Annotated in this window: 7 protein-coding genes and 1 pseudogene; 1 reads left to right on the plus strand and 7 read right to left on the minus strand. The window is 64.4% G+C overall.

What is annotated here, in order from left to right; all coding sequences use genetic code 11:
* From BLS48_RS33690 to BLS48_RS33715, 7 genes and pseudogenes are all read right to left on the minus strand, one after another.
* Nucleotides 1-192 (minus strand): annotated as a pseudogene (locus tag BLS48_RS33690) (IS256 family transposase); the annotation flags it as partial.
* Between the two features lie 65 nt (nucleotides 193-257).
* Nucleotides 258-428 (minus strand): hypothetical protein, encoded by a 171-nt coding sequence (locus BLS48_RS35420; protein ID WP_244530007.1) that lies wholly within the window; start codon nucleotides 426-428, stop codon nucleotides 258-260.
* Nucleotides 429-693: 265 nt separating this feature from the next.
* Complete coding sequence (locus tag BLS48_RS33695; protein ID WP_091586608.1) at nucleotides 694-1,521, minus strand: alpha/beta fold hydrolase; 828 nt, start codon at nucleotides 1,519-1,521, stop codon at nucleotides 694-696.
* A gap of 2 nt (nucleotides 1,522-1,523) precedes the next feature.
* A complete protein-coding gene (locus BLS48_RS33700; RefSeq protein WP_091586610.1) occupies nucleotides 1,524-2,600 on the minus strand; it encodes an LLM class flavin-dependent oxidoreductase in 1,077 nt (358 codons plus the stop codon).
* A gap of 27 nt (nucleotides 2,601-2,627) precedes the next feature.
* On the minus strand, nucleotides 2,628-4,139 hold the full coding sequence (locus tag BLS48_RS33705) for an aldehyde dehydrogenase (RefSeq protein ID WP_091586612.1): 1,512 nt from the start codon (nucleotides 4,137-4,139) through the stop codon (nucleotides 2,628-2,630).
* Between the two features lie 22 nt (nucleotides 4,140-4,161).
* Nucleotides 4,162-5,139, minus strand: a complete 978-nt coding sequence (locus BLS48_RS33710; protein WP_091586614.1) for a flavin reductase family protein — start codon at nucleotides 5,137-5,139, stop codon at nucleotides 4,162-4,164.
* 176 nt (nucleotides 5,140-5,315) lie between these two features.
* A complete protein-coding gene (locus BLS48_RS33715) occupies nucleotides 5,316-7,115 on the minus strand; it encodes a helix-turn-helix domain-containing protein (RefSeq protein WP_091586616.1) in 1,800 nt (599 codons plus the stop codon).
* 164 nt (nucleotides 7,116-7,279) lie between these two features.
* Here BLS48_RS33715 and BLS48_RS33720 point away from each other — a divergent pair, with 164 nt between their 5' ends.
* Nucleotides 7,280-7,861 carry an amino acid synthesis family protein gene (locus BLS48_RS33720; RefSeq protein WP_091586618.1) on the plus strand — a complete coding sequence of 194 codons (582 nt, stop codon included), beginning with the start codon at nucleotides 7,280-7,282 and terminating at the stop codon, nucleotides 7,859-7,861.
* Nucleotides 7,862-8,513 lie beyond the last annotated feature (652 nt).

Genomic DNA, 8,513 nt, shown 5'->3' on the forward strand with positions numbered 1-8,513 from the left:
GCGACCGTGCCGGACCAGCCGCTCACGTCCGTCCGGCAGCTTCAGATCCCGCATCTCGGCAAGAAACGCTTCGGCCTCCATCTCGATCGCCTGCGCCAGCAATTTGCGCGCGCCGGTGCGGAGCACATCCGTCAGGGGATCATCGATCTCGTCGGGCTGACGAAGGCGAACAATGTTGATAGTCTCGTTCATGGCGTATCGCTCTCCTTGAGAGGTTCTGGCAGGCTTCAATCACCCGCCTCGATACGCCGCCCTTCTCAAACCGTCATCACCCATTTTCCGCCATAGCTCCAGTTGGCGTCGGTCGCCACCTTGAGCGTACCGGCGGCCATCACGCGGTCGAGCACCGCGCCTGCGTGAGCAGGATATGCGCCAACCGCAAGCGCCATCGCGGCCATCGTCAGCTGTCGTCTATTCCAGATTTTCATATGCGTATTCCCCTGTTGTTGTTCAGTCCCTTGCTGTCACGTCAGGTCAGCCGGTCGTGACTTCGCAATTTCGTGCCGACCAGGTCGGCGTCCTTTCCCAAAGGCTCGCGGATCTAGCGACGTCGCGGCCGGTCGGGTCTTCCGATCTCGCCGAGGATGTTTGCCGTCGCCATTCCCCCGATCACAGGGAAGGTGACGGCCCGCTGCCTGCGAGCCCTCGTCCAGTGCCTGGTGTCCGAGATACTCTGCTGCATCACCAAGGCTGCTATTCATTGGCGGTGGCGCCTTTCCCGCGGTCGGTGTCCAGCAGGAAATCGCCCATCACGGCGGCAATCCGAGCCGGCGCCTCGATCAGGATCGAATGGCGAAGCCCGGGCAGGATGGCGAGTTGCGACCCTTGCACCTGCTCGTGCATCAGCCGGGCCATGCGTGGGCTGGACCCCTGATCGTCCTCGCCGGTCACGATCAGCGTCGGGCAGGTGATGCGGTCGAGAATGCCGCCGAAATCGGTTTCGGCCAGAATGCGATAGGCGGCCGCATAGCAGTCACGGTCGTTCTCGGCGTCGCGCCGGCGCAACTCGGCAATCACCTCCGGGTTCTGATCCTGGAAATCCTCCGTCAGCCAGCGCGACAGCGACGCGGCATGATGCGCTGAAGCATCGCTCGCCATCAGCGCCGCCAGCCGGCCGCGCACCGCGTGCCGTTCCTCAGGCGTGCGGCCGGCAACGGTCGACAGCAGCACCAGTTTTTGCAGGCGCTCGGCATGCGTCAGCGCCAGGCGCTGCGCGATCAGGCCACCCAGCGAAAAGCCGGCCAGATGGAAGATGGCAAAGCCGACATGGTCGGCCAGCGCCAGCGTCTCTTTGACGAAATCGTCGATCTCGTAGCGGCCTTTGACCCGGCTGGAGCGGCCATGGCCGCGCAGGTCGAAAGTGAGGACGGCAAAACGATCTTTCAGTTGCCCGGCCACGCCATTCCAGGCTTCGAGATAGGAGCCGACCCCGTGGATGCAGACCAGCGGCACGCCGCCCTCGCCGTCAAGGTGCCAGTTGAGCAGCACCCCTTCGACATCGAGCTGGCCGGAGCGCGCCATGGTCACGCCCTCGCCGTCTGGCGCACCCTGTCGCGCTCGCGCGCGGCAAAAACCGGCATCACTTCGTCGACCCACAGCTTGATCGTCTTCTTCTGCAGCTCGAACGGCAGGTTGAATGTCAGGCCGAGGCAGTACTGGTCGACGCCCGCTGCTTCATAGTCGAGCAGCTTCTCGATCACCTCGTCCGGCGTGCCGAACATCAGGTTGCGGCGGATGTTCTCGGGATTGTAGTTGTCCTTGCCCTTGACGCTCTCGTAGGGGACGGCTTCGGGAAAGCCGTTTTGCACGGTGCCGATGTTTTGGAACAGGTTCTCGAAGGCGCGGCCGTAGTCGATGGCATGCCCGACCACGATCTCCCAGTCCTGCTCCCGTTCGTAGACGCAGGTGCGCCGCTGCATCATCAGGCGCGGGCGCGGCACCTCCGGATGATCGGCGACGGCCTGGCGGAATTTCTCGCCGAGCACGGCGATCTCGGCCGCTGGCGCCGACAAGGGTGTCGACAGGATCGAGGCGCCGATGCCGACCGCCCAGTCGAAGGTTCCCGGGTCCCGCGCGGCCACCCAGATCGGCGGATGCGGCTTCTGCAGCGGCTTCGGCACCCCGGCGGCGAGCGGGAACTGCCAGTAATGGCCGTCATGGGCATAATCCTGCGCCCACAGTTTCTTCACCGCCGGCACCAACTCCTTCAGATAGGCAACGCCTTCCTGCTGCGGCATGCCGCCGGCCATGCGGTCGAACTCGTATTGGTAGGAGCCGCGCGCGATGCCGAACTCCAGCCGTCCGCCGGTCAGGTGATCGCAAAGTGCCGCCTCCCCCGCCAGCCGGATCGGGCTCCAGTAGGGCGCCACCAGCGTCGAGGTGCCGAGCCGGATCTGCTCGGTATGCTGGGCAAGCCAGGTCAGCGTCATCAGCGGGTTCGGCGAGATCGTTGATTCGATCGTGTGATGCTCCGCTGTCCACAGCGTCTCAAAACCACCCTCATCGGCCAGGCGCGCGAGGTCGAGCAGATTGCTCTTCACCTTCGACATAGGCATGTCGGGCGAAAAGCGCTCCATGGTCAGCGAAACGGCGAATTTCATGTCGGTCTCCCCAGTGCGTCGGATTGGTCAGCGAAGGCGGATGATGAAGGGGTCCTGCATGGCGCCCGAATAGTCGATGACAACGTTCTTCAGGCGCGAGAACTCCTCCATGGCGTCGAAGCCGCCGCGCCGCCCATAGCCGCTCTCCTTGAAGCCGCCATTGGCCGACATGAAGGAGGAAGCACGGTAGGTGTTGATCCAGACCGTGCCGGCCTCGACATTCCTGGCGAAGCGCAGCGCGCGGTTGATGTCCCGCGTCCAGATCCCGGAGGCGAGCCCATAGCGGGTGTCGTTGGCGAGACGGATCATCTCGTCTTCCGACGAGAACGGCATGACGCCGACAACGGGACCGAACAGTTCCTCCTGCATGAAGTCCATGCCGTTATCGGCATCGGTCATGACGGTCGGCTCGAAATACCAGCCGCCGGCAAGATCGGGCGCCTGCGGCCGCCTGCCGCCGGCCGCGATCCGGGCGCCCTGGCGCACGCCCGAGGCGACATAGGCTTCCACCTTGGCAAGCTGCGCCGACAGAGCCAGCGGGCCCATGTCGGTTTCTTCCAGCGTCGGCAATCCGACCCGCACGCCCCTCGTGCGCTCGACCAGCGCCTCGACGAAACGGTCGTAGACGCTGGCTTCGACGAAACAGCGCGAACCGGCGACGCAGGTCTGCCCCGCCGCCGCGAACACGCCGGACACGACGCCGTTGACGGCATGGTCGATGTCGACATCGCCGAAGACGACATGCGGCGACTTGCCGCCGAGCTCCATCGAGCAGGCAATGAGGTTTTCCGCTGCGTTGGCGGCAATCCGCCGGCCCGTTGCGGTCGAGCCGGTGAAGACGAGTTTTGCGATGCCTGGATGCCGCGTCAGCGCATCGCCCGCCATGGCACCCGTGCCGGTCACAACATTAACGACGCCGGCGGGAAAGCCGGCCTCCATGATCAGCTCGGCCAGCGCCAGCGTAGAGGCCGAGGCATGCTCGGACGGCTTGACGACCACCGTGTTGCCGAGCGCCAGGCATGGCGCCAGCGTGCCGGTGAGCAGCATCAGCGGTGAGTTCCATGGCGTGATCATGCCGACGACCCCGATCGGCTCGCGCAAGTTGAAGTTGAGCATGTCGAGCTTGTTGACGGGAATCGTGTCGCCGAGCAGCTTGTCGGCCATCCCGGCGAAATAGGTGTAGCTGTCGGGCATGGCGCGCATCTGCGCCCGCATTTCCTTGAGCAGCTTGCCGTTGTCGCGTGTCTCGATCAGCGCCAGCTCGTCGGCGTGCTCCAGCACCAGCTCCGCCAGCCGGCGCACCAGCCTGCCGCGGTCGGTCTGGGTCATGCGCCGCCATGCCGGAGCGGCGAAGGCGGCGCGCGCTGCCTCGACAGCCGCGCCGACATCCTCGGCGCTGGCCTCGGCGAACTGGTACCAGGGCTTGCCGGTGGTCGGGTCGAAACTGTCGATGTACTGGCCGCTCCTGGGCGCCACGAACGCACCGTTGATGAACAGGTCCTGGCGTGAGCCTTCGAGCGATCCGACCGTCGTTTTCATACTGTCTGTCCTGCGTGGAGCATCATTCGGACGCGGCCTGCGTCCACGATTGCGAATGGCCGTCGATCATGGCGACGCGACCGCCGTCACCGGTGTCGATGTAGATGCCGAAGCGCTTGGCCTGGCGCTCGCGCGCATAGCGGCGCAGCATGGCGCGCAATTCATGCGTGGCGATCCGCTCATACGGCAGCGCGTCGACGGAAAAGAAGGCGTGGCCATCCGGAAGTTCGGCTTCAGCGCTCTCACGGCTCAGTTCGGCGCGGTAGATGAGATAGCCCGGGTCGCTGTCGGCGACGTCGAACACCGAATAGAGGAAGGTGTTTTCAGGGACGAGGCTCAGCGCCTCGCCGCCATCAAGGACGAGCTTGCTGTCGGCCTTGCGGCGCCGCGCCGTCGGCAGCACCCAGCTTCCCTTGCCATCGGTGCGCAAGAGGACGCGATCGCCGGCTTCGACAAGATAGCCGATGATCATGTCCTGCGAGGCCAGCCAGCCGGCGGGCAGAGGATCCTTCACGCTGGCGTAACGGCCGCGGCAAAATCCGAGCGGCGCCGATGGGCTGGTGCCGAAAGCCTGGACCTGGCCGATCAGGATGATGTGGTCGCCGGCCTCGATGCGGTTATGAACGGTGCAGTCGAACCATGTCAGGCTGTCGGTGAGGATCGGCGCGCCGGTATGCGCGCGGTCATGGTTGACCGACTGGAATTTGTCCGCCGCTCTCGACGCGAACACCGAAGAGATTTCGACCTGGCCTTCATGCAGGAAATTGACCGCGAAGGACCGCGTTTGGTTGAATGCGGGAAAGCTCGCCGCCGCCTTGCCGACGCAAACCAGGAGCAGCGGCGGGTCAAGCGAGACCGAGGTGAAGGAGTTGGCGGTCATGCCGCGCGGATTGCCGTCGCAGTCGCGCGTGGTGATGACGGTGACGCCGGTGACGAAGGTGCCGAAGGCACGACGCAAGGCGATCGGGTCGATCGTCCTTTGTGCCACCGCGTCCGCCATTTGCTTTCCTCCATAGTGTCGGATGAAAGCTAGGCGGGAGCCGGCCGGCGTTCTTCCTCCGGTCTGTAGGAAAGGTGTCGCGGCGCGCTGCTGTTATCCCGAGCAAACGTGAGCGCGGCGAGCCCGTGCTTGCGGCGACTGCCGCATCGCAACAGTGGTCGCGAAATCAAGAGAGTCTAGCGGGCTGTCGGCACGCGGCTGTCGATGATGCCGCTGAGACGGATCGCGAGTTCAACCGCGAAGCGCTGTTCGGGTGTGTCGAGACGGATCCCGAACAGTTCCTCCATGCGCGACAGGCGATAGCGCAAGGTGGTGACATGCAGGCCGATGGCGTCGGCGCAGGCCTGGCTGCGGCAGCCCTCGCGCAGATAGGCAAACAGTGTATCCAGATAGGGCGTGCGGTGCTCGCGGTCGTGCGCGATCAGAGCGCCGACACTGTCCTCGACGAAGCCGCGCACGTCGGGGGCGTCGGCGGCAGCGACCAATATCGGCAGCGGCCCGAAATCCTGGCCCGCGAAGACACCGGTGCGCCCGAAGGAACGGCCGATCCGGATCATGCGGCGGCACCGCTCCCAGGCGACCGGATAATCGGCCAGCGCGGCACAGGCCTCGGAACGCACCACCACCGGTTCGCGCTCGAAATAGCGGCCAAGCTCGGCCGCGATCCTGTGCGGCAATTTCGCGAAGCGCGCGCCGTCTTGCCCGGCATCGGCCGGGACGAGGCAGACGAGCCCATCCTCCACCGCGATTGCCGTGCCGACAATGCCGGCCTGCTGCAGCAGACGCACGATCGCATTATGCGGATCGGCAAAGCCAATGGCGCTGTCCTTCGCCTGCTCGGCGAGGTCGACGACGATCATCTTCTGCGCAACGGTCAAGTCGAGCCCCAGCCGGCGGGCGCGATTGACGATATCGGCCTCGTCGCGCCAGCGGCGCTCCGCCACCTCCAGGAAAAGCTCGGTCAGCGAACGCGTCTCGAAACGGAAGCGCACGAAGCTGCGCATCATTTGCACGCTGAGCGCGAATTTGGTGCTGTCGAGCAGCATCTGGTCGAGTTGGCCAGACTCGTGAGGCGTCGGAAAAATCATCAGCGCGCCAACCACCTCGGCATCGATGGTAAGCAGCTCGACGCGCACCGAAAGCTTGAGCTGGCGCTTGCCGTCATCGACGAACAGCGTCTCGGTGTGGCGCCCGTCCGACGCGCCGCGCGCTATCTTGAAGATCTGCCGGCTGAGCGATCCGCTCACCGCCTGCTGCCAGGAGGCGATGTCGAAATGCGCCTCGCTTGGGGAACGGCCGCCCACGACCAGATTGGCATGGAAATCGATCACCACCACCGGATTGGGCAGAAGCTCGCTGACCTTTTCGGCAAGCGAGACCACCGAACCGTCCGACAAGGCCTGCTGCAGGAGCGAGGTGTGCGCCGAGAGGGCGCGTTGCAGGCGTTCGCCGGCCTGCTTCTCCTGGCGCAGCCGATGCTGCTTCTCGACCGCGATCTCGCCCAGATGCACGATCATGCCGATGAAGGCGATATCCTCCGCCGTCACCTCGGTGATTTCGCGCGAGACGACGGTCAGCACCATCGGCCGGCCGTCCTCGTCGACGCAGTTCATCGGCATGACCAGCACACTGCGGTAGTCACGCTCGAAGGCCTCGCGGCGATAGCCCGGAAACTCCTCAGACACCCGCGCGTCCCTGATGTAGACCGGCTCATTGCGGTTGAGCGCGACGATCGAGGGACTGGTGGCCAGTTCCCAGCGGTCGGGCAGCGTGCGGTGAATGAGCGTCGGATCGTGGCGCACGATGACATACGCGTGGCCATGCGGGGCGTCGATGGCCATGATCGAGCCCAAGGTCCATTTGGCATGACGGCAGGCCGCCAGCACGAGGTCGCGCAGCACGGACTGGAGATCGCCGCCCGAATTGATGAGGCTGGCGGCGTCCCGCAAGGAGAGAATTTGCGACTCGTGGTCCACGCCTGATCTTCCGCCATTCGCGAATGGCGGATTTAAGCCGTCGCGGATATGTGAACGCTACACCGCTTCCAAGCGCGGCGCACGCCGATTCTTCCTACGAACCGGAGGAATACTCGTCGATTGGCGCGCATTAGATTTGAGCTTTCACGTTGAGAGGCCAAATCATGGAATTGCGAAAGATCTGCACCTTCATCGAGGAAGTGCACCTTGAAGGAGGCAGAGCTGCCGCCGCGCCGGTGACATCGATCGTCGTCGCCGCCGTCCTGGGCAATCCATGGGCCGGGCGCGGCTTCGTCGAGGATTTGCGGCCCGAGATTGTCGCGATCGCACCCCGGCTCGGGCAGGAGCTCACGCGTCGCCTGATTGCGCTGATGCCGGCGGAACGCATCGAAAGCTACGGCAAGGCCGCATCCGTCGGAACCGCCGGCGAGATCGAGCACGCCTCCGCCATGATCCACACGCTGCGGTTCGGCAATGTCTTGCGCGATGCCGTCGGCGGCACCACCTACCTCGAATTCTGCAACACACGCAACGCGCCTGGCGCGCTGCTATCGCTGCCGATGATGCACAAGAGCGAGAACGGCCGCCGCTCGCATTTCATCACCGCCAACTTCCAGATCGCCGACGGCCCGGCCGCGGACGAGATCGTCGTCGCCATCGGCGCGGCGGATGGCGGCCGGCTCCACCCGCGGATCGCGGACCGGTTTCAGGACATGAAAGACATGGAGCAGGAAGCAGCGATGTGATGCTTGCGCTGCATGCACTGTGAAACGATGGATCGTGAAATTCGCCTAGGAGGGGCCGGCACCGGGCTGTCAGGTTTGGCGAAGCCGACACAACAAAAGCGGTCGTTCCGCTTCTGATGGTGGTACAGCCCAATTCCTCTGGGACAGAGCGCACAGGGGCAAGTTCACTGGCGCGTGCCGGCCGCATTCACCAGATAGTCGAGGTGAGCGTTTGCGAGCGGATGCCCTGATTGAATGCGTAGGAGGACTGCTGCTCTATCTCGTCACTACCGACATGATTGCTCCTTGGGTGAAGGCCTTTTTGCCCGGGAAGAATTGACCGAGGATCCGAACGATTTGATAGGAGCATGGCGTCAAAGCCGAGACCGACCGCTGGACGGACAGCGGTGATCCATCGGCAATGGAGGCGCTATTTGCTTCGCGCGCAATAGCAATAGAGGAGGCAGACCTTATCGTTGCCGGCGCTTACAGCCATTCGCGAACCCGTGAGGCCTTGTTCGGCGGCATGACCAAATCCCTGCTTGAGCAATTCTCCTTGCCGGTGTTCGTCTCGCACTGAATGCGAACCCAACTCGGCAAAAGCCGGGCCATCAAAAGCAAGCGGGCACTGGATGACGGCGGCGGTTCGTACGGTTTGTCAGGTTGAGCCACT

It is taken from the genome of Mesorhizobium qingshengii (assembly GCF_900103325.1).
Taxonomy (GTDB): Bacteria; Pseudomonadota; Alphaproteobacteria; order Rhizobiales; family Rhizobiaceae; genus Mesorhizobium; species Mesorhizobium qingshengii.

Coding starts and splice junctions, on each gene's coding strand:
- BLS48_RS35420 (WP_244530007.1), bottom strand. CDS start 428: ATGAAAATCTGGAATAGACGACAGCTGACGATGGCCGCGATGGCGCTT.
- BLS48_RS33695 (WP_091586608.1), bottom strand. CDS start 1,521: ATGGCGCGCTCCGGCCAGCTCGATGTCGAAGGGGTGCTGCTCAACTGG.
- BLS48_RS33700 (WP_091586610.1), bottom strand. CDS start 2,600: ATGAAATTCGCCGTTTCGCTGACCATGGAGCGCTTTTCGCCCGACATG.
- BLS48_RS33705 (WP_091586612.1), bottom strand. CDS start 4,139: ATGAAAACGACGGTCGGATCGCTCGAAGGCTCACGCCAGGACCTGTTC.
- BLS48_RS33710 (WP_091586614.1), bottom strand. CDS start 5,139: ATGGCGGACGCGGTGGCACAAAGGACGATCGACCCGATCGCCTTGCGT.
- BLS48_RS33720 (WP_091586618.1), top strand. CDS start 7,280: ATGGAATTGCGAAAGATCTGCACCTTCATCGAGGAAGTGCACCTTGAA.